We start from the raw sequence: 22879 nt of genomic DNA, 5'->3' as shown, positions 1-22879 counted from the left end.
TGCGCCAACCCGCCTGGAAGCGTTTCCAGGCGGGTTTTTGCATTCCAGCAACCCCAACGTATTTCAGGTGAGTGATGAGTCTCAAAGACCAGATCAACGACGACATGAAAACCGCGATGCGTGCGCGCGAAAGCGAGCGCCTCGCCACGATTCGTCTGCTGCTCGCCGCTATCAAGCAACGTGAAGTCGACGATCGCGTGACGCTCGACGACGCGGGCATCACGGCCGTCATCGACAAGATGATCAAGCAGCGCAAGGACTCGATCAGCCAGTTCGAGGCCGCGGGCCGCACCGATCTCGTCGAGAAGGAAGCCGCCGAGCTGACCGTCCTGACCGCCTACATGCCCGCGCAGCTCTCGGACGCCGAGATCGCCGCCGAAGTGCAGGCCGCCGTCGCCCAGGTGGGCGCAGCCGGCCCGCAGGACATGGGCAAGGTGATGGGCGTGCTCAAGCCGAAGCTGGCCGGGCGCGCCGACATGACGGCCGTTTCCGGGCTCGTCAAAGCCGCGCTCTCGAAGTAAGCGCACCCGGCTCGCACGCGGCGCCGGCCCGGCCCAGGGCGACGCTGCGAGGCCCGTACGTCACGCGTATGTCACGTAGGGCCGCGCGAGCCCCGGCTGCCCAAGCGCGCTCGCTTCGATGATTCCGCATTCGTTCCTGCAAGACCTGCTGAACCGCGTCGATATCGTCGACGTGGTGGGTCGCTACGTGCAGCTCAAGAAGGGCGGCGCGAACTTCATGGGCTTGTGTCCGTTCCACAACGAGAAGAGTCCTTCGTTCACGGTTAGTCCAACCAAGCAGTTCTATCACTGCTTCGGCTGCGGCGCGCACGGCACCGCCATCGGCTTCCTCATGGAGCATGCCGGGCTGACTTTCCCTGAAGCCGTCGAGCAACTCGCCCAGTCGGTCGGCCTGACCGTGCCGCAAGAGCCTTCGCCCATGCGCGGCGGCGGCGCCGCGGGCGGCTATGCGCCGGCTGCCTCGAAGGCCGTCACCACCGCGCTCTCCGACGTCATGCAGACCGCCTGCGACTACTACCGCAAGCAGCTGCGCAGCGCGACCAACGCCATCCAGTACCTCAAGAAGCGCGGCCTCACGGGCGAAATCGCCGCGCGCTTCGGCCTCGGCTACGCGCCCGATGGATGGCAGAACCTCGAATCTGCGTTTACCCAGTATCGCGACGACGCGCTGGTCGAGGCGGGCCTCGTGATCGTCAGCGAAAAGCAGGACGCGCAAGGCCAGGCGCGCCGCTACGACCGCTTCCGCGACCGCGTGATGTTCCCGATCCGCAACGTGAAGGGTCAGGTCATCGGCTTTGGCGGCCGCGTGCTGGACGGCGGCGAGCCGAAGTATTTGAATTCCCCGGAAACGCCGCTATTTAACAAGGGCAGCGAACTGTACGGGTTGTTCGAGGCGCGCCTCGCGATCCGGGAACAGCGCTATGTTCTGGTGGTCGAGGGGTATATGGATGTCGTCGCGCTCGCGCAGCTGGGTTTCCAGAACGCCGTGGCGACGCTCGGCACCGCGTGCACGCCGATCCACGTGCAGAAGCTCATGCGTCAGACCGACACGGTGATTTTCAGCTTCGACGGCGACTCGGCGGGCCGCCGCGCCGCGCGCCGTGCGCTCGACGCATGCCTGCCGCACGCGGCCGATAACCGCACGATCCGCTTCCTGTTCCTGCCCCAGGAGCACGACCCCGACAGCTATGTGCGCGAATTCGGCGCCGAGGCGTTCTCGGAGCAGGTCGAGCGGGCCATGCCGCTGTCCCAGTTCATGCTCAACGAGGTGCTGGCGGACAAGGAACTGGACCAGCCGGAAGGGCGCGCCCGGGCGCTGTTCGACGCGAAGCCGCTCCTGCAGCAGCTGCCGGCGAATGCCCTGCGGGCTCAGATCATGCACATGTTCGCGGACCGCCTGGACGTGCCGTTCGAGGAAGTGGCCGCGCTGTGCGAAGTCGACGCGCGGATCGCCCAGGCGGCGCGCCAGGCGCCCGCACGCAAGGACCGGCACCTCGTGACCGGTATCGAGCGCAAGGCGCTGCGCAACCTCGTGATGCATCCGCGCATCGTGCTGCAGCTGGAGGAAGAGGCCGAAAAAGCGCTGATTGGACTGACGCGCCACGGCGAGCTGTTCGAGGAAGTGACCACTCACGCGCGGGCGCTGGGCGACTCGGCGGAATTTCAGCTCCTTTCGGACCTCCTGAGAAATGGGGCCAATGCTCCAACCTTCGAGGAGATTTTTCGCGAAATTCTGGACTATGATGAAAACGTTCGGGATTTGCTGATGAAAAATCCGGAAGATGGCGCTGCGGTAGAGGAGCGCCGCGAGCAGGAGCGGCTCGTGAGCGAAGAATTGACGGCGGCAATCCTGAAAATGCGGTACGACGCCTGTTGCGATCGCCTGGACGCGCTTTCGCGGCAGTCGCGACATACGCCTGAGGAACTTGCCGAATTGATGTCACTGAATCAGACGCGGGCTGACATGAAACGTCAGCTCGGTTTGTAAGGGAAGGACCGCACAGGGGGATTATTGCCCTGCGTGCTAAAATAACAGGTTTTCAGCGGTTTGTTTTTGTTTTTTCCGGGTGGGCATAATGGGTTGGGGTAATCCGTGAATGTCCGGTTTTCCAGCAAGGGGCGGAATGGCAATGGCAAAGACTACAGGCGGAAAAAAGGCAGCAGGCAAGGGCTCGACGGAGCCGACCAGCAAGGTCACAGAGGCCACAGTTGCCAGTTCTTCCGCCCGGTCGTCGGGCAGTGAGTCCACCAACCGTTCTGAACCGGCTACCCGGAAGAGGTCGATGACTGTTTCGGCTGCGCGAGCAGCGCCTGTCCGTGCGGCGAAAGCCGCTACGCAGCCGGCAACGAAACGGTCCGGTTCGAGAAGTGCAAGGGAAGTGCCTGCCGTCGAGGACGATGCGGCAGAGCGCGAGGCTCAAGCATCCACGGTTCAAGAGGCTGTTGTCCAGCAGCCGCGAGTCGAGACACTAGCCGGTACGGCGAACTCCATGACGAAAAAGCTGAATGAAGTACCCGTCGATGACGACGCAAACCAGAGCGAAGACAGCACCCCTGCCGCGGGCAAGGTCGAAAAGACCACCCGCGCGCGCGACCGGCGAGCGAAGGAAAAGGCGCTGCTGAAAGACGCATTTGCGTCGTCGCAGCCCGGCACCGTCGAGGAGCTCGAGGAGCGCCGCACGAAGCTGCGTGCGCTCATCAAGCTCGGCAAGGAGCGCGGCTTCCTCACCTATGCGGAAATCAACGATCACCTCCCGGACAACTTCACGGAAACCGAGGCGATCGAAGGCATCATCAGCACGTTCAACGACATGGGCGTAGCCGTCTACGAGCAGGCGCCCGACGCCGAAACGCTGCTGCTCAACGACAACGCGCCCAACGCCTCTTCGGACGACGAAGTGGAAGAGGAAGCGGAAGTCGCGCTCTCCACCGTCGACTCCGAATTTGGCCGCACGACCGACCCGGTGCGTATGTACATGCGCGAAATGGGCACGGTCGAGCTTCTCACGCGCGAGGGCGAAATCGAAATCGCCAAGCGCATTGAAGACGGCCTCAAGCACATGGTCATGGCGATCTCCGCCTGCCCGACCACCATTGCCGACATCCTCGCCATGGCCGAACGCGTGGCGAACGACGAGATTCGCGTGGACGAGCTCGTCGACGGCCTGATCGATCCGAACGCCGAGGACACCGACGGCTTCAACGCCAAGGAAGCGGAAGAGATCGAGAACGAGGACGAAGAGGAAGAGGCCGAAGAGGAAGAAGAAGAGGAGGAGGAAGAGGACGACGGCGCGGCGCAGGCGACGGCCAACGCGGCGCAGCTCGAAGCCCTCAAGCGTGCCTCGCTCGAAAAGTTCGCGCTCATCAGCGAGTGGTTCGACAAGATGCGCCGCGCGTTCGAGAAGGAAGGCTACAAGTCGAAGTCTTACCTCAAGGCGCAGGAAACCATCCAGAACGAGCTGATGTCGATCCGCTTCACGGCGCGTACCGTCGAGCGTCTGTGCGACACGCTGCGTGCGCAGGTGGACGAAGTGCGCCAGGTCGAACGCCAGATTCTTCACACGGTCGTGGACAAGTGCGGCATGCCGCGCTCGGAGTTCATCGCGCGTTTCCCGGGCAATGAAACCGACCTCGAATGGTCGGAGAAGATCGTCGGCGAGAGCCATGCGTATAGCGGCATCCTTTCGCGCAACATTCCGGCGATCCGCGAACAGCAGCAGCGTCTGCTCGATCTGCAGGCGCGCGTGGTGCTGCCGCTCAAGGACCTGAAGGAAACCAACCGCCAGATGGCGGCCGGCGAACTCAAGGCGCGCCAGGCGAAGCGCGAGATGACCGAGGCGAACCTGCGTCTCGTGATCTCGATCGCGAAGAAGTACACGAACCGTGGCTTGCAGTTCCTCGACCTGATCCAGGAAGGCAACATCGGCCTGATGAAGGCGGTGGACAAGTTCGAATATCGTCGCGGCTACAAGTTCTCGACCTACGCGACGTGGTGGATCCGTCAGGCCATCACGCGCTCGATCGCGGACCAGGCGCGCACGATCCGCATTCCGGTTCACATGATCGAAACGATCAACAAGATGAACCGCATTTCGCGGCAGATCCTGCAGGAAACCGGTCTCGAGCCGGATCCGGCAACGCTCGCCGAGAAGATGGAAATGCCGGAGGACAAGATCCGCAAGATCATGAAGATCGCGAAGGAGCCGATCTCCATGGAAACGCCGATCGGCGACGACGACGATTCGCATCTGGGCGACTTCATCGAGGACAACAACACGGTGGCGCCTGCCGACGCCGCGCTGCACGCCTCGATGCGCGATGTCGTGAAGGATGTGCTCGACTCGCTCACGCCGCGCGAGGCGAAGGTGCTGCGCATGCGCTTCGGTATCGAAATGAGCACCGATCACACGCTCGAAGAAGTGGGCAAGCAGTTCGACGTGACGCGCGAGCGCATTCGCCAGATCGAAGCGAAGGCGCTGCGCAAGCTGCGCCACCCGAGCCGTTCGGACAAGCTCAAGTCGTTCCTTGAAGGGAATTGAGATTGGTTAGTTTTAATGCACCGAAGTCATGTGCAAGATGGCCAGGCCGACCCGCTTTCGTGTAGTATGTCGGCCTGTCGTCGAAAAGCCCGGCCTTTGGGTAGACCGGGCTTTTTTGTTGATACGTCATCGTTGTTTCGTTTGTCGCTACGCCTCGTAGCTTCGTGGGCCGGACGCCGTGTTGGTTGCAGGCAGCGGACTCATAATCCGCCTCCGAAAGGACGTCGTGGGTTCGAACCCCACCCGGCCCACCAGTCCGCTGGTAGTAAGAAAATCAAGCACTTGCGAATGATCGCGGTGCTTTTTTTTCGTCCGGCGCGACGGGTTGGGGTGGCCAAAACTTGCTCGCATCGCTGACGCCTTGCCCGTAGCTGATCGTGGCTGCCGCCGCGCGCGTTCCCGGCCCGACCTGGGGACCGAGCGAATTCACGTCGGCAGGCTTTCCAGCCGCTATGTTGGATGCGACGGCTTTCGGTGAGACGGCAGCTGCATTGGCGTAAGGCAATCGGCATCGACAGCCATTCGGACGAGTGGCCGTTCCGCCCCAGCTATCACAACCATTTGTTTCGCTCAGTCTGCGCCCACGAATCCATAAAGATTCTCTGGGTTCTCGACGAAGATCTTCTCCTGCCAGTCCGTGCGTCCTATCCACGAAGCCATGACGTCGACCAGCAATGCATCGTCCGGCTTGCGCGCTCTTTCCGTAGGATGCGGCCAATCGGTTCCCCACAGCATCCGGTCGGGCGCCATCGCAATGAAGGCCTTGGCGACCGGCGCCACATCCGCATAGGCGGGCGCGCCGACTTTGGTGTCCACGTACGGGCCAGAGAGCGTAACCCAGGTTTTACCGTTGTCGACGAGGCGCCGCGCGGTGTTCATTGCTTCCGAGCCGAGGCCCCCCGGTTGCGGGATGTGCGCGATGTGGTCGATGACCAGCGGGCACGGCAAGGCGTTCAGGCGTGGTTCGAGTTCCGGCAGCCTCGCACCCTGGACTACAAGTTCGATGTGCCAGCCCAGCGGCGCAACGCGCGCTGCGAGAGGCGCAAGCATGTCAATGGTTGTGGCGCCTGGGTAGCTCAAGTTGAAGCGGATGGCGCGCACGCCTGCCGTGTTCATTTCATCGAGCTGCTCGCGGGTCACCGATGTGTCGACGACAGCTACACCGCGCGCGTTGCTGCCGAACTGCCTGAGCGCGTCGATGAGGCAGCGGTTGTCGGTTCCATAAGTCGACGGTGTAACGACAACGTTGCGATGAATGCCGAGGCGCTTCTGCACGTGTCGATATTGCTCGACTGTCGCATTTGGCGGCCGAAGCGAAGTGCCAGGCGCGACGGGGAAGCGGTCGTCGTAGATATGCATGTGGCAATCAATTGCACCTGCCGGCATTTTGAACGCCGGCGGATTGACACCCGTCGACCAGACTTCTTCGTCAGCGCCGAACGCGCGCATGCTGGCCGTAATTCCAGCCGCGCCGATCGCGGCGAGAAACTTTCTGCGAGTGGTCTGCATCTCAGGCGATCTCGACTTTGTTCTTGTGGAGTTGCGTACCGGAACCGGGCCGAGTGAGCAGCACGAGCGTGATGACGCTGACGAGGGTGAGCGCGCCGAGTGGCATCAGCGCAAGTGCGTAGCTTCCCGTTGCGCCCTTCACCCATCCATAGACGTTGACCATAAGGCCGCCGCCCAACAGGTTGGCGATGGCGTTGATGGTGGCCAGTCCAGCTGCTGCCGTGCTGTTCGAAAGCATGCTGGAGGCCAGTGCCCAGAACGGTCCCTTGAAGGCGTACGCGCCGACGAGAACCGCGCAGAGCATGAAGATGGTTGGCCCGAGCGAGCCGCTCAGCGACGTGCCGAAGAGGCCGAGGCCGATAAGCAGCATGGGGATGACAGTGTGCCAGCGTCGCTCCTGGCGACGGTCGGAGCTACGTCCCCAGTAGACCATCAGGACGGAGGAAAGCGCGTACGGAACCGCATTGAGGAGGCCGGTCTGCATGACCGTCAGCCCGAATGATTTTAGCAACTGTGGCTGCCATACCGAGAGCGTGCTCCCCGCACCCGACGCGCATACATCGACGAGCGCGAGGCAGAGGACGTAGCGGTTGCAGAACAGTTTCGCGAGGGACATCTGAGCGACTTTTTTGGGTTCCCGCTTTTCCTGCGAGAGCGCTTCCGTAAGCCATTCGCGTTCATCGTCCTTCAGCCAGGTCGCTTGCACCGGCTTGTCGGTAAGCAGTTTCAGGCAGATCAAGCCGAGAATGACCGTCGGGATGCCTTCAAGGATGAAGAGCCACTGCCACCCGCGAATGCCCGCGAATCCGTCCATCTGCAGCAATACGGCGGAAATCGGCGAGCCGACAAAGCTTGCCGCCGGGATGGCGACCATGAAAGTCGCGATGATGCGCGCACGATACTTCGCCGGAATCCAGTACGACAGGTAAAGGAGCACGCCAGGGAAGAAGCCGGCCTCTGCGGCACCGAGGAGAAAGCGCAGCACGTAGAAGCTCGACGGCGAGCGAACCAGCGCGGTGCCGGCGGAAACAAGGCCCCACGTAATCATGATGCGCGCTAGCCACACACGCGCACCAAACTTCTGGAGCGCGAGGTTGCTCGGCACCTCGCAGATGAAATAGGAGACAAAGAACAGGCTGCTGCCAAATCCGAATACCTGTGCCGACAGACCGATGTCGTTGTTCATCTGCAACGAAGCCATGCCGACGTTGCCTCTGTCGATGAATGCGAGGAGGTAACAGATCATGAGGAAGGGGACGAGACGCAGGACGACTTTCTTGATGGTCCGGGTCTCCACTTCGGTTGCGAAATCAGTGCTGGAAATGTTCATACGCGTCTCCAATGCGTTTATTGTGCGCCTGAGCGGCGTTGCTTGAAATGGTGCAGGGCGGTAATGGCGACGACACTCGATGCGAGCACGATCGCCATCGCCGTGAAAGTCGAACGCACGCCCAACGCTTCGGACACCGTACCGACGAGCAGATAGCCGAACGGCATCGTGCCGTTGTAGGCCATGCCGTACATGCCGACGAGTCCGCCGCGAACGTGGTCCGGGCAGCGCTGCTGGATGGTGGCGTTTGTAGACGTTGCTGAAAACGTGAGGCTGAAGCCGAGCACGCAGAAAGCGGGCACGGAAAGGCCGGCTTCGTTGGTGAACGCCAGTGTGAAAAGCGCGGCGACAGCTGACCACGGTGCGAAAGCGAGCAGTTTCCTGGTTGTACGTGGCCCCCACGCAGACGAGAGCAGAATCGCAGCGGTGAGCGAGCCGCCGCCCGCAGCGGCGAAGAAAATGCCCGTGTAGCGCGCCGCGTTATGAAAGGCGTGGTCGGCAAGCAGTGGCACCAGCGTCTGATAGCTCGCAGCGAAAAGGCCCATGCAGGCAAGCGTCGGAAGGTAGCGAGCGGAAAACGTATCCGAGAGGACGTAGCCCACGGCATCCCGGAGTCCGCCTCCGTCCGCGCGCGAACGGGCCGAAAGATTGGCGGGGTGGATCGAACGCACGCACATCGCCATCACGCACAATGCGCACGCGTACATCGCGAAAGCCGCCGCCGGCCCCAGCAGCGGATAGACGAACCCGGCGATGCTCGGCCCCACCATGCGTCCGACGTTGTAGACCATCGTGTTCATGGCGACCGCGTTGGACGTCAGCAAAGGATTTCGCAGACTGCTGACTAGCAGGAGCTGCCGCGCCGGCGTCTCGATCGCGCTCGAAATGCCGATCGCCAGCGCCAGCAGAAGAATGAGTTTCACGCCGAGTGCACCGGTTACCCAAAGCACGAGCAGGCTCGACGTGAGCGTCAATGACGTGGCGAGCACGCAGAGTGTGGCGCGGCGCGCGTTCGCGGCGCGGATGCGCGAGCCGGCTACGGGCGCGACGATCAGTTGAGGTCCGTAGAGCAGAAAATTCAGGAGTGCCAACACGGAAGCCTTGCCCGAGAGGTGATAGACGAGCAGGTTCAGCGTGATGTTCTGGGTCCAGCTGCCGAGAACGGAAAACACCTGTCCGCATGCGTAGCGACGCAGCGCGGGCTCCGCGAGCGCCGGGAAGAGCCGGTCGTAAAACGCACTTTGACGTGCTGCCGTATTCATGCGAGCGTCTTCCCACGTGTTTCCGGTGCAAACAGGACGACGACCGCAGCGGCTGCGAAGGCGACAATCGTTGTCGCGAGTCCCTCGACGAAACCACTTGGCGTGGTGGCGAGCGAGCCGATGATGAGCGGCGCGATAAAGCCGCCGAGGCGCCCGCCGTTGTAGGCGAGGCCCATGAGGAAGCCGCGCGAGGCGGTGTCGCCAATCACTTCCGCGAGGAACGGACCGGCGCCCGCGAAGATGCCGTTGACGCCGAACCCTGTGAGAAAGATCGCGCACAGGATCAACGATGGATCCGCCGAGCCGATGTACACGCCGACGGCCGCCGCCCCCACGAGCAGATACGCGATGAACATCGGGCGCCGCCCGAGTTTGTCGACCAGCGCCGAGAAAAGCAGGAAGCCTGCGATGGCGCCGAACTGCAGTGCAAGCACGAATTTCAGGCTGTGCGCGAAGTCAAAGTGCTTGACCGTGACGAGGAAGGTCGGCGTCCAGGTGAACACGCCCCAGTAGAGGTACTGGAGAAAGAAGATGAAGAAGAAAGCTGTGAGCAAGCCACGGACGTTGAGCTGTGCGCGCGGCGCGTTCTGGCTGGCGGCGGCCCGCTGTGCGGATGCCTTGCGCTCGAGCCAGATCGGCGATTCCGGAATTTTGCGCGCAACCCAGAAGAGGATGAAGAACGGCGCGGCGCCGATGAGGAACAGCGTGCGCCAGCCCTGACCGCCCAATCCGCCATTCAGTTCGCTCACGACGCCCGCGATGCTGATCGCGATGATCGCGCCAATGGGAAGACCCATCTGCATGAGCGCGCCGCCCTTGCCGCGCCGGCTCGCGTGCCAGGTTTCCGCCACCAGCGCCGCGCCTGCGGTCCACATGCCGCCCATGCCGAGCGCGCCGCACAGCCGCGCGACGGCGAACCAGTGCTCGTTCGGCACGACTGCGAGCAGGCCCGAAAAGAGGGAATAGATGCCGATGCAGAGCAGCGCGGTGCGCACGCGGCCAATTCGATCCGACACATAGCCAAAGAGGATGCCGCCAATGATCTGACCGGCGGCCGTGATGCTCGTGAACACGCCGAGTTGGGCTTTCGTGAGGCCAAACTGCAAGGCGAGTGTCGGCAGCAGGAGCGAGAGCAGGAAGGAGTCGTAACTCTCGAACGTCCAGCCGAGTCCCGCGAGAGACAGCGCCCGCCACTCAGGCGCAGTCACGGAGCGGATGCCGGCGCGCTTCGTACTCGCGGGCGCCCCGCCGGCGATAGGGGTGTTCACTTTCATTTACTCGTCTCCTGGTACCGTGAGGCCGTATGTCGTTGCAGCGGTGCGGCTGAAAAGCGCCGACCTCTCCGTCATCGATCCGCTGGCGGCGAGTCGCTTGAAGGCGTTCCAAAGGACGGTGTAGCTGAACATGCCCTTGTCGACGGGGAAGTTGCTTTCGAACATGCAGCGCTCGGCGCCAAATAGCTCCACGCAGACGTCGAAGTACGGTTTCCACGCGGCTGCGAGCGTTTCCGAAGCAGGAGGACGCTCGGCCTGTGCGAAGTCGAAGCCGAACACGGGCATTCCGGCGCCGCCGAGCTTGAGCCGTGTATTCGGCAGGTCGGCGAGACGCCGCAGCGATGCCGACCACGCCGCTCTCGTCTGCGTCGTTTGGCCGGCGTGAATACCGACGCCGACCGGGCCGCCGAAGTGGTCGATGACGATGGTGACGTCCGGGACGAGGCGCGCCAGTTCGAACAGCGCGTCGAGCTGGGTGTGATAGACCCAGACGTCGAGCGAGAGTCCGTACCGGCCCAGCGTGCGCACGCCGTCGATGAACGCCGCGTTCTGCATGAGATCGCGCGGCGGCGTCACCGGGCTCGACCGAACCCGTTCGTCCTCGTGCCACGCCAAGGGGTTGCGGATGCCGCGCAATCTGCCCCCGGAGACCTCGAGCATCGCCTCGATGACCGCAGCGACGTCATGCCCCAGCGCAAGATCCGCACCGGCGACAATGGCCTCGCAGCAGCGCATCGCGCCATACGTGCCGCTCGCGAACATCGCGGCGACGCCATTGGCGAACTCGACCTCGCCCACGGGCTTCATGGCATCCGGGCCGTCGGTTCGCAGCATCGAGCGGCACTGCACGAACACCGTCGATACAATGCGATGCCCGGCCGCCATGTCTTGCCGGAACTCGTCGGCGAGATAGCGCCCTGTCTGCCGGTCCCAGAGGTGATGATGCGCATCGACGATGGGAAGCTCCGGCAGCACCGCATCTTCGCGATGCAACGCGAGCCAGGCGTCGCGAACCGGAAGATGCGGGGCGTGGACGATCTGCATGGTGATCCTGCTCAGAACTTCTTGCGCATGCCGACCACGAAGCCGGTCTGGTCGTAATTCGTCGCGACCGTGCCGTAGCCGTTCACGCCGAGCGCAGAGCCGCCCTTGTTGCGCGCGAACGCAGCGGTCGCATAGATATCGGTGCTCTTGGAGAGCAGATAGTCGGCGCTCAGCACGGACATCCACGGATCGGCGCTGCTGCCGTGCACGTCCTGGTAATAGGCGGCCGCCGTCACGAAGAAGGCGGCCGTGAACGAGTAGTTCGCGCCGGCCCACCAGAGATTGGCCGCACCCGACTGCGAGCCGTTGGCGGCGCCGATCGGATTCGCGGGCAGGAAGGCGCGCGACGCCTGCAGGTAGCGGTAGCCCGCGAACGCCTTGAAGTTGCCGACGAGCCAGGTTGCGGCGGCGGTGGCGCGGCGCTCCGTGGCAGTGTTGGTCGCGACCGTGTTGCTGTTGCGCTGCTCGTACGAGAGGCTGGTGGCGAGCGGGCCGCCTGCGTAGGTGAGCGAGCCGCCGAAGTAGCGGCCCGTGAGTTGCGCGCCGGGCACTTCGCTGCCGTAGCCGGTGTCGTAGCGCGTGCTGTACATCGCAGCGACACTCACGGGGCCGAAGGCGCCCACGTACTTCGCGGAATTGTCCACGCGGCCCGCCATGGCGTAGTCGATCGAGAGCGTGGAGTAGCGTGAGGATGCACCCATCGGATCGAACACGACGGCCTGATCGTAGAGCACCGAATTCTGGCGGCCGAAGGTGAGCTGCTGGCCATGCCACGTGAGGCCCACCCATGCCTGGCGGCCGAACAGGCGCGAGGTGGTCGCGGCGTTCGCGCCCAGGCCCTTGGTCGATTGCGCGCTCGTGCCGTCGTTGACGTTGAAGCCGTTTTCGAGCGTGAAGATTGCCTTCATGCCGCCGCCGAGATCTTCCACGCCTTTGAGGCCCCAGCGCGAACCCGAGAGATTGCCCGACACTACGCGCGTGAGCCCGCCGCCGCCCGGCGTGTTGTTGATGTGCTCGATGCCCACATCGACGATGCCATAGAGCGTCACGCTGCTTTGTGCGTGAGCGGCGTGCGGCGCGAGGGCGAGTGCCGCCGCAGCTGCCGCTGCCGTTGCCGTTGCCGTGAGCGCGAGGGCTCGCGGCGAAGTGCGTGTGATGGCATGCGTCGTGCAGGTCTTGTGTTTCTGCATGGTGTCTCCGTTTGTTGGTTTGTTAGCGAGAAGCGAGAGGCGGACAACAAAAAAAGAAAAGCGTGTTCAGGCGGCAGGCTCTTCCCCGACACCCGCGCCGGGGTCGCCGAGCCATGCGATCGTGAGCGCACCGAGCAGCAGCACGGCGGCAACGGCAAGTAGCGGCACGGTGAAGCCGCCGAACCTATCCTTGATGGCGCCGATCATCGACGGCCCGACGAAGCCGCCGAGATTACCGATCGAAACGATCAGCGCGATGCCGCCCGCGGCGGCGCGGCCGGTGAGGAAGCCGGAAGGAATCGCCCAGTAGGTCGCCTGAAACGCCAGGATGCCGCTCACGGTCACGCACAGCGCGACGAGCTTGAAGAGCGGCGTGTCGAGCATCGCGCTGATTGCGAGCGCGGCGGCGGCGACGAAGAGCGCGCCCGCCACGTATGGAATGCGATGTGCGGCGCGGTTTGCGAGGCGCGCCCACCAGAGCATCACGACGGCTCCAAGCGCGTAAGGAATGGCGGCGAGCCAGCCCACCGTTGCGTGGCCGACGCCGAACTGCTTGATGATCTGCGGCATCCACAGGCCCACGCCGATCGAACCGACAATTCCGCAGAAGTTGATGAAAGCGAGAACAAACACGCGCCAGTTCATCATGGCGTCGCGCAGGCTGGAGCCGTGTTTGCCTGCGATACTGCGCTGTTCGAGCGCGAGCCGATGCGCGAGCACGTCCTTTTCCTCGCGGCTCAGCCAGCGGGCCTTTTCGGGGCGGTCTGCGAGGATGAAGAGGCAAGCGACACCGAGCGCAATCGCGGGCAGCCCCTCCATGAGCAGCAACCATTGCCAGCTGCGCAACCCGTGCAGGCCGCCGAGCTGGAGCAGCGCGCCGGATACGGGCGAGCCGATCATGTTCGCAACGGGAATGCCGACGAGAAAGGCCGCTGTGACTTTCGCGCGCCACTTGCCCGGGAACCATTGCGTGAAATACAGGTAAATGCCCGGCGTGAAGCCGGCTTCGGCGATGCCGAGCAGAAAGCGCGCGGCGGCAAAGCTTTTCGGCCCGACAACGAAGGCCGTCGCCATCGAGATCAAGCCCCACGTGATCATGATGCGCGCGATCCAGATACGCGCGCCCACTTTCTGCATGATCAGATTGCTTGGAATCTCGAAGAAAAAATAGCCGATGAAGAAGAGCCCCGCGCCCACGCCGAATTGCTGCGCGGTCAGGCCGAGATCCTTGTTCATCGTGAGCGCCGCGAACCCGACATTGGTGCGGTCCAGATAGCTGATCACATAGCACGCGAAAATGAACGGCAGGATGCGCCGGAACGCGCGCGCAAGCGTGCGCTCGCTTTCAGCGTGCTGCGCAGCCGACATCGACGAAGGTATCGATCCGGCATCTTTATTGTCCGCAAACGAAGGCGCCTCGCGGAGGGATTGGGAGATTTGCATGTGCGCTCCTCTGTTGCTCTTGGCTCGATGCAACTTGCTGTCTCGAAGCCGGCAGGCGTTTGCCCGCGCTGCCGGCAATTTTCTTCAGGTCGCCTGGTTCGGCGTTTTCGGCTGTTTGGGAAGCGGCCCGGCGATGTCCAGCTCGGCCTTCAGCACGGTGCCGGAGACAGATTCGGTCATGAAAAGTGTCTTCATATCCGGGCCGCCGAAGCACAAGTTCGTCAGCGAGGCACCCATAGGGCTGGTCAAGATCAGTTCGGGCTCTGCGAGGTGGTTCAGCACCCACGCGCGACCCAGCCCCGGATTGGCGACGAAGAGCCTTCCCGCGCTGTCGATGGTCAGGCCGTCCGGACCGCTCGGGCCATACGACGTGAAGAACTGGCCGACCTTGCTCACCGCGCCATCGGCCTGAAGCGGCGCACGCCACACGCAGTTGCCGCGCGTCATCGCCACGTAGAGCACCTTTTCGTCGGGCGAAAGCACGAGTCCGTTCGGGCTCGGGCAGTTACCGAGCAGCATGTCCAGCTTGCCCTCGGGCGTGAGCCGGTAGACGCGCCCGGTCGGGTCGTGCAGACCCGTCTGACCCTGGTCCGTGAAATAGAGGTTGCCCTTCGAGTCGAACGTGAGGTCGTTGACGCCGCGAAATCGCTCGGTATTGCGACGCTCGAGATACGGCGTGACCTCGCCGCGTGCGATATCCAGCAGCATCAAGCCGTTGCGGTAATCCGTGATGAGCAGGTGGCCGTCATCGACGAGCTTCATGCCGTTCGGCTCGCCGTCGTATTCGACGACGAGCTCCCACTTGCCATCGGCGGAGATACGGAACACGCGGCCGTGCGGGATGTCGGTCACATAGAGATGGCCGGACGGGTTCCAGACCGGACCTTCAAGGAAGGAGTCGGTCGGCTGCCCGCCGCGATTCGCTCTGGACCAATCCGTTTGCACGCCCGCTTTGCGCAAGTGCTCCGGCATGCGGGTGAACACGTCCGCCTGGCGGACTTCCGGCTGCTTGAGATAGAACATATCGAACCTGCGTTTTCGATCAGGACTGCAAAGCGCTGCGCGCATGCTCGACTACGGCGAGCACATTCGCCGCCGCGCCCTTGCCCATGTTCACGTACGCCGCGTCGCTGACACCGCCGATATGCGGCGACAGAATGACGTTCGCGATGCCCTGGAACACATGGGGCGAGGGCATCGGTTCGACATCGAAACTGTCGAGGCCGGCCGCGAGCAGCTTGCCGCTCGAGAGCGCCTCGGCGAGCGCGGCTTCGTCGATCAAGCCGCCACGCGCCGTGTTGACCAGAATCGCGCCCACCTTGAACTTGCCGAGCGCTTGCGCATTGATCATCTTGCGGTTCTCGTCGGTCAGCGGGCAGTGCAGCGATACGATGTCGGAAGAGGAGAAGAGTTCGTCGAGGCTGACGAGTGCAACGCCGGCGGGCGCTTCCTTCGCATACGGGTCGAACGCGAGTACACGCATGTCGAATGCCGTTGCGGCTGCCGCTACACGCCGCCCGATTGCGCCAAGCCCGACGAGGCCGATGGTGCGACCAGCAAGTTCGAGAGACTTGTGCGTGGACTTGTCCCAATGGCCCGCGCGCATGCGCCCGTCGAGCTGCGGGACCGAGTTCGCGCAGGCGAGAATGAGCGCCCAGGTGTGTTCGGCAACAGCCGCCGCGTTTGCTCCAACGGCGGCGCGCACGGCGATCCCTCGTTCAGCGGCTGCGGTCTGGTCGATGACGTCGATGCCGCTGCCGTGTTTGGAGATGACCCGCAGGTTGCCACCGCAGGCGTCCATGACGCGCGCGTTGATCTTTCCATAGCGGACGATGATGGCAGTGGGCTTGTGCAAGGCACAGAGCGCTACCAGGTCGCCCTCTGTCGGTTGACGGCCCGCGAACACGACCTCGAAGTCGCTCAGCATCTCGAGCGCCTCCACCGCGAGATCGGCGCCGGTGACGATAAGAACCGGCTTTTGCGTCGAAGCGTTCATTAAAGGACCTCGCCTTCGGCCAGCATGCCTGCTGCGCGCAACTCCTTGTCCAGCCAGGCCGGACGCAGCGCCTCGCGCTTGCGGATGGCGGCGATGCGGGCGGCTTCCGCATCGACCTTCTGCTGCGCCAGCACGAGAATGCGCTCGACGTCCTCACGCGGAATCACGACGACGCCATCGGCATCGCCGACGATGAGATCGCCGGGGTTGATCGTGGCGCCGCCCGCGGAAATCTGGAAATTGACGCGACCTGCCACGCTTTTGGTCGGGCCGCACGGGTTGAGGCCAGCGGCGAACACGGGAAAGCCGTTCTTCGCCAGTTCGGCAGAGTCGCGCACCGCGGCGTCGAGGACGAGGCCGCCGAGGCCGCTTTCCTGGGCCTGTGTCGTCATGATTTCGCCGATGAGCGCACACGACAGGTCGCCCTTGCCGTCGACGACAATGACGTCGCCCGGTTTGGCGATGGCGAGCGCGGCATGAATTGCAAGGTTGTCGCCCTGACGAACCTCCACTGTGACCGCGGGGCCCGCGACCTTCATGCCCGCGGCAACGGGTTTGACGCGACCATGCAGGGTGCCGCGGCGGCCCGCAACGTCGGCGAGAATGGCCGCCTGGAACTGCGACGCGGCTTTGACGAGCTCGGGCGAGACGCGCGTGATGTCGCGAACGATCGCGGGCGTGATGCTGGGAGATGCGCTCATGGTAATCAACCTCTTCGATTGCGTTGTACGAAGTACAACCGTGTTGTACAAAGTAAAATCACTATAACGGTGCGTAAGGCGCACCTGCCATCCTCGTTTACCCTCCACCATGTACAACATAGTTGTACATGGTAAAACAACAGAGCAGAATGTTGTACGATGTACAATCGGACAACAGAAATTGGAGAGGGGACGATGGGAAACGACGGGGTGCAGTCGGTCGAAAAGGCGCTTTCGCTACTCGACATCTTCAAGCCGGGTGCCGAGTCGCTGTCGCTCGCGGCGCTGTCGCAAGCGTCGGGCATGCATAAGACGACCGTTTATCGCCTGATGAATTCGCTGGAGCGCATGAACTACGTGATCCGCTCGGACAGCGGCTCGTATTCGCTGGGGCCGCGCGTTCTGTATCTCGGCAAGCTCTACGAGCAGTCGTTCCATCTTTCGTCGGTGGTCGAGCCGGCACTTCATGCGCTCGCGACGTCGACGATGGAGAGTGCGTCGTACTACGTCATCGATCACTCGCAGCGCCTCTGCCTGTTCCGCGCGGAGCCATCCGAAGGTCTGCGCGAAACGCGGCTGCCCGGCACCGTGTTCGCGCTCGACGATACGGCGATCGGTCAGGTCTTGAGATTCTGGGGGCTCGGCGAAGCGATATTCGACACGACGCCTGAGTTGCCGCTTTTCACGTCGGGGGCGCGCGATCTCCATACGGCTGCATTCGCGGCACCCATCTTCGGGTCCGGCGACAAGTTCATGGCTGCGCTCACGCTCTCCGGACCGGCGTCGCGGCTCGACGCCGCGCGTACGTCGGGCGACATCGCGATGGTGATGCTGCGCGCCGCATCGGAACTGTCGAGGAAACTCGGTGCAAGCGTTGGACTGTGCGAGCGGATGTACGGCGGGCTCGCTCCGGGGAGGGAGGTCTCCGCTGCATGAGCGTGGCGTTGTGCAACCGACTGGAGCCTCTGCTGAGGCTCGTGCGTCAAAGTTTTCTCTGGTGAAAATCGTACCCGGCCCAACCAGTGATCATTCGGTGTGAGCGATTCGGATTGGTTTATGGCCGACGGAGCGGTCCTTGTGGATTGTCCATTGGTTTCCCCGTAGCGGACGCTCATGCGTGGTGACCGAATGGCTGCAATTGGCCCAGGAGCCGTCGGTCGCGGGATGACTCGCGAAAGTTAGGTACTCCGGGACCCAGTCCCGAAGCGTCTCAAGGGTGGAACGTGAATGTTGCGAGGTAAGGTCCACCCTCACATCGGCGGCACCACGCCGTCCTTTTCGACCACAACGCGCTGCGCAAGGTAAGTCCCCTGCGACGCAGGCGTTGCGACAATGAACACCTTTTGGCTTTCCTGCGGCAGTGCGTGCAGTTCGTCGAGCGACCAGGTACGCTTGCCGTGCGCGAGTGAGATAGACGATGAAATTGGCGACCAGCAGCCACATCATGGCGAAGTGCCATTGCAGCGCCCCGGCGAGCCAGCCGCCGAGCGTGACCGAAGGTGGAAACTGGATGGCGGGAAAGATCAGCGAGGCGTCGTAAATCTGCCAGCCGCTCATTACCATCAGCACGACCGCGATCGCATTGACCCAGTGCGTAATCCGCACCCATCCGGGTTGAACCACGTTGTGATTCAAGATCACTCAAGGTTAGGTCACGTTCATTTCAGTGCGGCGAAGGCCTTGAAGCAAACGCCGTCAGCGCGCATACGGCGCTAGCAGGATCAACGAATCGTGCTCCGATCGTCAGATTTCCGTAGCGGCAGAAGCGGTAACACGGCTCGGGCAGGCGCGGCGCAATATTCTGCGCGCAGCCTTAAGTCCGCCCCACTCGTCGTCGAGCAGGCGGCCATCGGCGCGTACCGTTTCGTGGGCGATAGTCCGGACGATTGCTGCGCTGACCGCCACCAGCGCTCTCTCTTCTGGCCGGCCTGAACTTTTCCCCCCGCCTTTTCGTTCTTGCCTGATTGTCCCGGGCTCACCCCTTGCCGCCGATAAAAGCCGGCAGGGCGACGGCCGTTGGCCATCCATCACCAGGGACATTCCTGGTGCGGCTTTTTGGGATCCAGCTTGACCTCGCGTATTCCTGTGTGTGAATATTCATTCACAGCAGTGAATTTTAGTGCGTGCGCTCACGTTGAGCCAGAACGCCCGACAGCACCGTTCTCCACTGTCAGACACCGGCTGGCAATTCACAATCGGCATCAATCAGTCAGTAGTACAGATCGAAATGAACACTCCTTCATCTCCAGCAGCTGGATCCCTGCACGGCCTGCGCGTCGTGGACCTGTCCCGTGTTCTCGGCGGACCCTACTGCACGCAGATTCTCGCCGACCACGGTGCGGAAGTGATCAAGATCGAGCCACCTGGCGGCGACGAAACGCGCGGCTGGGGGCCGCCGTTCGATGGCGAGACCGCTTCGTACTTTCAGGGCGTCAACCGCAACAAGCTGGGCGTCGTGCTGGATCTCACCCAGCCGGCAGAGCGCGAACGGCTGCTCGCGCTGCTCGAAACGGCCGACGTCCTCGTCGAGAACTTCAAGATCGGCACGCTCGAGCGATGGGGGCTCGGTTACGAGACCGTGCTCGCCGCACGCTTTCCCCGGCTCGTGCATTGCCGCGTGTCCGGCTTCGGCGCGGACGGTCCGCTCGGCGCCTTGCCCGGCTACGACGCGGCGATTCAGGCGATGACCGGGCTCATGAGCGTCAATGGCGAGGCAGGCGGTGCGCCGCTGCGCGTCGGCGTACCGATCGTCGATCTCGTGACGGGACTCAATGCGGCCCTCGGCGTCCTGATGGCGTTGCGCGAGCGCGAGGTAAGCGGGCGCGGCCAGTTCGTCGAATCGACACTGTTCGATTGTGCGCTCTCGATCCTCCACCCGCACACGCCCAACTACTTCTATTCGGGCAAGGAGCCGGCGCGCACCGGCAACGCCCATCCGAACATTACGCCTTACGACATGTTCCACACCGGCAGCGGCGACATCTTCCTCGCGGTCGGCAACAGCACACAGTTCGCGGCGCTTTGCCGCCTGATCGACGTCGCGCACCTCGCCGACGATCCACGCTTTGCCGACAATCGCTCGCGCAGCCAGCACCGGAACGAACTGCGAGCGGAACTCGAACAACGTTTCGCCGGCTGGGATGGCCCGCAGCTCGCCGATCTGCTCGTGCGCAACGGCGTGCCCTGTGCACCGGTGCTCGGCCTCGGGGCGGCGCTCGCGCATCCGCACGTCGACCACCGCGCAATGAAGGTCGAGATGGGGACCTACCGCGGCATCGCCTCGCCGATCAAGCTGGGCCGCACGCCGGCCACGTACCGGAGCGCGCCGCCGGCACTCGACGAACATGCGGCGCAGGTCTTCGGCGAACGAACACGCGATACCTGGCCCGCGCATCGACAGGCAGCCGGACATAACCACAACGGCGGCGCACGCAACGCCGCGCAGGAGACAGCAATGGCATCCACCCACGAGGCAAGCAGTCGTACGCACAGGGAGACCGGTTCATGCTCGCGCTAACCGGAACGCTCGCGATCATCGCCCTGTTCACGCTGATCATCACGAAGCGGCTCTCGCCGCTCGTCGCGCTGATCGCCGTGCCCATCGTCGCCGCGCTCGCCGCGGGATTCGGGCTCTCCACTGCGAAATTCATCGTTCACGGGGTGCAGAACATCGGTCCGGTTGCGGGGATGTTCGTCTTTGCGATTCTTTTCTTCGGCATCCTGACGGATGCGGGCATGCTCGATCCGATCATTAACGGCGTGCTGCGCGTGGTGGGCTGCCATCCTCCGCGCATTGTCATGGGCTCCGCACTGCTTGCGCTGCTTATCCACCTCGATGGGTCGGGCGCCGTCACGTTCCTCGTCACGCTGCCCGCGATGATGCCGCTCTATACCCGCCTCGGTCTCGACCGCCGGATTCTCGCGTGCGTCGCCTCGATGGCCGCGGGCGTCAACTTCCTTCCCTGGGTCGGGCCCATGCTGCGCGCTTCCGCGGCCCTGCATATTCCGGGCACCGTGATCTTCTTTCCGATGATTCCCGTGCAGATCGTCGGCCTGGTTTTCGTGTTCGGCACGGCGTACGTGCTCGGCAAGCGCGAGGAGAAGCGCCTTGGCCTCACACGCGAACATGCCGCCGGCATTGCCGCCACCCCGCGCGTGCTCACGCCGGAGGAACTCGCGTTGCGCCGGCCCGAGCGTTTCTGGATCAATCTCGTGCTCACGCTGGTCGTGCTCGTGACGCTCGTGTCGGGCGTCGTCGATCCCATGGTCATGTTCATGATCGGCACAGTGCTGGCGCTAGTCATCAACTATCCCAACGTGAACCAGCAGCGCGAACGCGTCGACGCGCATGCGAAGGCGGCCCTGATGATGGCGAGCGTGCTGCTTGCGGCGGGGGCGTTCACGGGCATCATGACCGGCACCGGCATGCTCAATGCCATGGCCGAAGTCGTCGTGCAGCATGTGCCCGCCGATCACGCGCGCCATATGCCGTTCGTGCTGGGGCTCGTTTCGATGCCGCTCAGCCTGCTGTTCGATCCCGATTCGTTTTATTTCGGCATCCTGCCTGTTTTGGCGAAGAGCGGGGAAATACTGGGCGTGCCATCCGTGCAGATGGCGCAGGCGGCGCTTCTCGGTCAGATGACCACGGGCTTTCCCGTCAGCCCGCTCACACCGGCCACCTTCCTGATCGTTGGCCTGACGGGCGTGGAACTCGCCGAGCATCAGAAGTTCACGATTCCATTCCTGTTCGCCGCTACGGTGCTGATGGTGTTCACCGCGGTGCTGGCGGGCGTGTTCCCGCTGTAACACCGTTTTCGTTTATGCCTCGAGAGGAAGTCCGCATGAATTTCAACCTCAATGAAGACCAGCAGTCGATCGTCGCTGCAATCGAAAAGATCTGCGAGCGCTTCGACGACAGCTACTGGCTCGAACGCGACCGCGAAGGCGGCTTCCCGCACGACTTTCACCGCGCACTCGCCGATGCCGGCTGGCTTGGCATTGCGATGTCGCCAGAGTTCGGCGGCTCGGGACTCGGCATGACCGAGGCGGCGCTGATGATGCGCACCATCAGCGCATCCGGCGCGGGCCTTTCGGGCGCGTCGGCCGTGCATATGAACATCTTCGGGCTCAATCCGGTGCAGGTGTTCGGCAGCGAAGCGCAGAAGCAGCGGTTTCTTCCGCCGCTCATCGAGGGCCGCGACAAAGCGTGTTTCGCTGTAACCGAACCCGACGCCGGCCTCGACACGACGCACCTGAAAACCCAGGCCGTGCGCGATGGCGATCACTACGTGCTCACCGGCCGCAAGATCTGGATCTCCACAGCGCAGGTCGCGAACAAGATGCTCATCATCGCGCGCACGACGCCGCTGGACCAGGTGGCCAAGCCGACCGATGGTCTGAGCCTTTTCTATACCGATCTCGACCGCACACGCGTCGAAGTCCGCGAGATCGAGAAGATGGGCCGCAAGGCCGTCGATTCGAACATGCTCTTCATCGATGGCCTGCGTGTGCCGGTGGACGACCGCATCGGGGAGGAGGGCAAGGGCTTCCACTATCTGCTGCATGGCCTGAATCCGGAGCGCATCCTGATCGCCTCGGAAGCGGTCGGGCTCGGCCAGGCGGCGCTGCGCCACGCAACGCAGTATGCGAAAGACCGCGTCGTGTTCGGACGTCCCATCGGGCAGAACCAGGCGATCCAGCATCCGCTCGCGCAGGCGTGGATGGCGCTCGAGGCGGCGAACCTGATGGTGATGAAGGCCGCCACGCTGTACGACGCGGGTGAGCCGTGCGGCGCCGAAGCCAACGCCGGAAAATACCTCGCCGCCGAAGCCGCGTTCCAGGCGTGCCAGACGGCCATTGCCACGCTGGGCGGCATGGGTTACGCGAAGGAATACCACGTCGAACGCTATTTGCGGGAGTGTATGATTCCAAGGCTCGCGCCCGTCAGCCCGCAAATGATCATGTGCTTCATCGCGGAGAAGGTGCTCGGGTTGCCGAAGTCTTACTGAACCGTGCAAGGGGTATCGCGCCGCCTTGCGATCGAATGCCCGACCCAAGCCCGACCCACGCCC

At 63.4% G+C, this 22879-nt stretch carries 19 protein-coding genes and 1 tRNA gene; 8 read left to right on the top strand and 12 right to left on the bottom strand.

The genetic code is table 11. From position 1 onward, the window contains the following. The first annotated feature begins 74 nt into the window (after positions 1–74). Both AB4Y44_RS29705 and dnaG read left to right on the top strand, forming a co-directional pair. Positions 75–521 (top strand): GatB/YqeY domain-containing protein, encoded by a 447-nt coding sequence (locus AB4Y44_RS29705; RefSeq protein ID WP_322030263.1) that lies wholly within the window; start codon positions 75–77, stop codon positions 519–521. Positions 522–639: 118 nt separating this feature from the next. Then, positions 640–2508 (top strand): DNA primase, encoded by a 1869-nt coding sequence (gene dnaG, locus AB4Y44_RS29700; protein ID WP_342918595.1) that lies wholly within the window; start codon positions 640–642, stop codon positions 2506–2508. 36 nt (positions 2509–2544) lie between these two features. On the opposite strand, the gene AB4Y44_RS29695 is transcribed toward dnaG, so the two are convergent. Then, positions 2545–2769 (bottom strand): hypothetical protein, encoded by a 225-nt coding sequence (locus AB4Y44_RS29695; protein ID WP_342918596.1) that lies wholly within the window; start codon positions 2767–2769, stop codon positions 2545–2547. Positions 2770–2803: 34 nt separating this feature from the next. Between AB4Y44_RS29695 and rpoD the strand changes: the two genes are divergently transcribed. Both rpoD and AB4Y44_RS29685 read left to right on the top strand, forming a co-directional pair. Beyond that, positions 2804–5059 (top strand): RNA polymerase sigma factor RpoD, encoded by a 2256-nt coding sequence (rpoD, locus tag AB4Y44_RS29690; protein WP_256094438.1) that lies wholly within the window; start codon positions 2804–2806, stop codon positions 5057–5059. A gap of 166 nt (positions 5060–5225) precedes the next feature. Beyond that, a tRNA-Ile gene (locus AB4Y44_RS29685) sits at positions 5226–5313 on the top strand. A 316-nt stretch (positions 5314–5629) separates the two neighbouring features. Here the strand turns inward: AB4Y44_RS29685 and AB4Y44_RS29680 are convergent. The 10 genes from AB4Y44_RS29680 to AB4Y44_RS29635 all read right to left on the bottom strand — a co-directional run bounded on the left by AB4Y44_RS29680 (position 5630) and on the right by AB4Y44_RS29635 (position 16808). Further along, the gene (locus AB4Y44_RS29680; RefSeq protein WP_368701575.1) at positions 5630–6508 is read right to left on the bottom strand and encodes an amidohydrolase; all 879 of its coding nucleotides are present in this window, start codon (positions 6506–6508) and stop codon (positions 5630–5632) included. Between the two features lie 61 nt (positions 6509–6569). Beyond that, a complete protein-coding gene (locus AB4Y44_RS29675) occupies positions 6570–7898 on the bottom strand; it encodes an MFS transporter (protein ID WP_342918597.1) in 1329 nt (442 codons plus the stop codon). A gap of 17 nt (positions 7899–7915) precedes the next feature. Further along, positions 7916–9160: an MFS transporter gene (locus AB4Y44_RS29670; RefSeq protein WP_368701574.1), complete on the bottom strand. Its 1245-nt coding sequence runs from the start codon at positions 9158–9160 to the stop codon at positions 7916–7918. After that, positions 9157–10434, bottom strand: coding sequence for an MFS transporter (locus AB4Y44_RS29665; protein WP_368701573.1), 1278 nt, complete (start codon positions 10432–10434; stop codon positions 9157–9159). Before AB4Y44_RS29665 ends, AB4Y44_RS29670 begins: the two co-directional genes overlap by 4 nt. Further along, the gene (locus AB4Y44_RS29660; RefSeq protein WP_342918600.1) at positions 10435–11478 is read right to left on the bottom strand and encodes an amidohydrolase family protein; all 1044 of its coding nucleotides are present in this window, start codon (positions 11476–11478) and stop codon (positions 10435–10437) included. An 11-nt stretch (positions 11479–11489) separates the two neighbouring features. Continuing rightward, positions 11490–12668: a porin gene (locus AB4Y44_RS29655; RefSeq protein ID WP_368701572.1), complete on the bottom strand. Its 1179-nt coding sequence runs from the start codon at positions 12666–12668 to the stop codon at positions 11490–11492. A 66-nt stretch (positions 12669–12734) separates the two neighbouring features. Then, the gene (locus AB4Y44_RS29650; protein WP_368701596.1) at positions 12735–14105 is read right to left on the bottom strand and encodes an MFS transporter; all 1371 of its coding nucleotides are present in this window, start codon (positions 14103–14105) and stop codon (positions 12735–12737) included. Positions 14106–14195: 90 nt separating this feature from the next. After that, positions 14196–15134 (bottom strand): SMP-30/gluconolactonase/LRE family protein, encoded by a 939-nt coding sequence (locus AB4Y44_RS29645; RefSeq protein WP_342918602.1) that lies wholly within the window; start codon positions 15132–15134, stop codon positions 14196–14198. A 19-nt stretch (positions 15135–15153) separates the two neighbouring features. Further along, on the bottom strand, positions 15154–16107 hold the full coding sequence (locus tag AB4Y44_RS29640) for a hydroxyacid dehydrogenase (RefSeq protein ID WP_342918603.1): 954 nt from the start codon (positions 16105–16107) through the stop codon (positions 15154–15156). Further along, positions 16107–16808, bottom strand: coding sequence for an RraA family protein (locus AB4Y44_RS29635; protein ID WP_368701595.1), 702 nt, complete (start codon positions 16806–16808; stop codon positions 16107–16109). The genes AB4Y44_RS29640 and AB4Y44_RS29635 overlap by 1 nt, the downstream gene beginning before the upstream one ends. A gap of 195 nt (positions 16809–17003) precedes the next feature. Here AB4Y44_RS29635 and AB4Y44_RS29630 point away from each other — a divergent pair, with 195 nt between their 5' ends. Beyond that, the gene (locus tag AB4Y44_RS29630) at positions 17004–17744 is read left to right on the top strand and encodes an IclR family transcriptional regulator (protein ID WP_342918605.1); all 741 of its coding nucleotides are present in this window, start codon (positions 17004–17006) and stop codon (positions 17742–17744) included. A gap of 90 nt (positions 17745–17834) precedes the next feature. On the opposite strand, the gene AB4Y44_RS29625 is transcribed toward AB4Y44_RS29630, so the two are convergent. Then, positions 17835–18443, bottom strand: coding sequence for a cytochrome b/b6 domain-containing protein (locus AB4Y44_RS29625; RefSeq protein ID WP_368701571.1), 609 nt, complete (start codon positions 18441–18443; stop codon positions 17835–17837). Between the two features lie 592 nt (positions 18444–19035). Here AB4Y44_RS29625 and AB4Y44_RS29620 point away from each other — a divergent pair. Genes AB4Y44_RS29620 through AB4Y44_RS29610 form a run of 3 tightly spaced genes read left to right on the top strand, consistent with a single transcriptional unit; the run spans position 19036 to position 22816 of the window. Continuing rightward, positions 19036–20325 carry a CoA transferase gene (locus AB4Y44_RS29620; RefSeq protein ID WP_342918606.1) on the top strand — a complete coding sequence of 430 codons (1290 nt, stop codon included), beginning with the start codon at positions 19036–19038 and terminating at the stop codon, positions 20323–20325. Further along, the gene (locus AB4Y44_RS29615; RefSeq protein ID WP_342918607.1) at positions 20313–21614 is read left to right on the top strand and encodes a citrate:proton symporter; all 1302 of its coding nucleotides are present in this window, start codon (positions 20313–20315) and stop codon (positions 21612–21614) included. The genes AB4Y44_RS29620 and AB4Y44_RS29615 overlap by 13 nt, the downstream gene beginning before the upstream one ends. A gap of 35 nt (positions 21615–21649) precedes the next feature. Beyond that, positions 21650–22816: an acyl-CoA dehydrogenase family protein gene (locus tag AB4Y44_RS29610; protein ID WP_368688109.1), complete on the top strand. Its 1167-nt coding sequence runs from the start codon at positions 21650–21652 to the stop codon at positions 22814–22816. Positions 22817–22879: the final 63 nt, after the last annotated feature.

The organism is Paraburkholderia sp. BR10937, assembly GCF_040965695.1.
Lineage (GTDB): Bacteria > Pseudomonadota > Gammaproteobacteria > Burkholderiales > Burkholderiaceae > Paraburkholderia.
Note: the sequence above shows the minus strand (reverse complement) of the source record. Positions and strands in the feature narration are given on the sequence as shown.

Excerpts from the sequence above, each read along its gene's own strand:
- AB4Y44_RS29630 (WP_342918605.1), top strand. The coding sequence starts at position 17,004 with ATGGGAAACGACGGGGTGCAGTCGGTCGAAAAGGCGCTTTCGCTACTC.
- AB4Y44_RS29610 (WP_368688109.1), top strand. The coding sequence starts at position 21,650 with ATGAATTTCAACCTCAATGAAGACCAGCAGTCGATCGTCGCTGCAATC.
- AB4Y44_RS29675 (WP_342918597.1), bottom strand. The coding sequence starts at position 7,898 with ATGAACATTTCCAGCACTGATTTCGCAACCGAAGTGGAGACCCGGACC.
- AB4Y44_RS29645 (WP_342918602.1), bottom strand. The coding sequence starts at position 15,134 with ATGTTCTATCTCAAGCAGCCGGAAGTCCGCCAGGCGGACGTGTTCACC.
- rpoD (WP_256094438.1), top strand. The coding sequence starts at position 2,804 with ATGACTGTTTCGGCTGCGCGAGCAGCGCCTGTCCGTGCGGCGAAAGCC.
- AB4Y44_RS29620 (WP_342918606.1), top strand. The coding sequence starts at position 19,036 with ATGAACACTCCTTCATCTCCAGCAGCTGGATCCCTGCACGGCCTGCGC.
- dnaG (WP_342918595.1), top strand. The coding sequence starts at position 640 with ATGATTCCGCATTCGTTCCTGCAAGACCTGCTGAACCGCGTCGATATC.
- AB4Y44_RS29665 (WP_368701573.1), bottom strand. The coding sequence starts at position 10,434 with ATGAAAGTGAACACCCCTATCGCCGGCGGGGCGCCCGCGAGTACGAAG.
- AB4Y44_RS29680 (WP_368701575.1), bottom strand. The coding sequence starts at position 6,508 with ATGCGCGCGTTCGGCGCTGACGAAGAAGTCTGGTCGACGGGTGTCAAT.
- AB4Y44_RS29640 (WP_342918603.1), bottom strand. The coding sequence starts at position 16,107 with ATGAACGCTTCGACGCAAAAGCCGGTTCTTATCGTCACCGGCGCCGAT.
- AB4Y44_RS29705 (WP_322030263.1), top strand. The coding sequence starts at position 75 with ATGAGTCTCAAAGACCAGATCAACGACGACATGAAAACCGCGATGCGT.
- AB4Y44_RS29670 (WP_368701574.1), bottom strand. The coding sequence starts at position 9,160 with ATGAATACGGCAGCACGTCAAAGTGCGTTTTACGACCGGCTCTTCCCG.
- AB4Y44_RS29660 (WP_342918600.1), bottom strand. The coding sequence starts at position 11,478 with ATGCAGATCGTCCACGCCCCGCATCTTCCGGTTCGCGACGCCTGGCTC.
- AB4Y44_RS29655 (WP_368701572.1), bottom strand. The coding sequence starts at position 12,668 with ATGCAGAAACACAAGACCTGCACGACGCATGCCATCACACGCACTTCG.
- AB4Y44_RS29635 (WP_368701595.1), bottom strand. The coding sequence starts at position 16,808 with ATGAGCGCATCTCCCAGCATCACGCCCGCGATCGTTCGCGACATCACG.
- AB4Y44_RS29615 (WP_342918607.1), top strand. The coding sequence starts at position 20,313 with ATGCTCGCGCTAACCGGAACGCTCGCGATCATCGCCCTGTTCACGCTG.